Genomic DNA, 852 nt, shown 5'->3' with positions numbered 1-852 from the left:
GTAAGCACCCGGTGAACCCGTCTTGAAGGGGACCCGCGTAGCAAGGAGCATCGTGTCCATCTAGTTCTAGGTGGACACGTGGACACTATCGAAGAGAGCGCGCCAATACGGCGCCGACGTCGGCATAGCGCCGAGTTCAAGGCCAAGGCAGTGCAGGAGTGCATGCAGCCGGGTGTTTCGATCGCGGCGATAGCCCTGCACCATCGCCTCAATGCGAATCTGCTGCGGCGCTGGGTCGCCGAGCAGGAAGCAAAGAATGGCGCGCCTGAGGACCGCGAGTTGATGAGGGTGCCGCAAGGCGAGTTCATCCCGTTGCGGATCGGCGAGCCGACCACTGCCGTGCCGGACATCCAGATCGAAGTCCGCCGTGGCGCGACGACGATCAGTCTTCGCTGGCCGGGATCGGCCGCAGCGCAGTGCGCCCAGTGGCTGCAAGGGTGGTTGCGTTGATTCGGGTGGACGCGATCTGGTTGGCCGTGGAGCCGCTGGACATGCGCGCCGGTACCGAAACGATCCTCGCGCGGGTCGTCAAGGTGTTCGGCGCGGCACGCCCCCACCACGCCTACCTGTTTGCCAATAAGAGTTCGACGCGCATGAAGGTGCTGGTCTACGACGGCTTCGGCATCTGGCTGGCCGCGCGGCGCCTCAACAAGGGGCGCTTCATCTGGACGAACGGCGACCAGGCGATCGCCACGGCGCTCAATCCCGAGCAATTGCGTGCGCTGGTGACGGGGCTGCCTTGGCAGACGCTCACCCACGACCACGCGATCACGGTCGTGTAATACCCCCAAAGCCGTAAACTGGCTTCCTTCCAGAGGACTTGGGGTTCTGGCAGACTCGCCGCATGAACCT

Annotated in this window: 2 protein-coding genes; both read left to right on the top strand. The window is 64.2% G+C overall.

The annotated features are described in order from the left end of the window. Positions 1-78: 78 nt before the first annotated feature. Positions 79-450, top strand: a complete 372-nt coding sequence (gene tnpA / locus AAHM38_RS25460; RefSeq protein WP_004633552.1) for an IS66-like element accessory protein TnpA — start codon at positions 79-81, stop codon at positions 448-450. After that, on the top strand, positions 417-782 hold the full coding sequence (gene tnpB / locus AAHM38_RS25455; RefSeq protein WP_306303472.1) for an IS66 family insertion sequence element accessory protein TnpB: 366 nt from the start codon (positions 417-419) through the stop codon (positions 780-782). The genes tnpA and tnpB overlap by 34 nt, the downstream gene beginning before the upstream one ends. Positions 783-852 lie beyond the last annotated feature (70 nt).

This window comes from Ralstonia sp. OTU4908 (assembly GCF_038440115.1).
Taxonomy (GTDB): domain Bacteria; phylum Pseudomonadota; class Gammaproteobacteria; order Burkholderiales; family Burkholderiaceae; genus Ralstonia; species Ralstonia pickettii.
The sequence above is the reverse complement of the archived record's forward strand: the minus strand, read 5'-3'. Positions and strand labels throughout refer to the sequence as shown.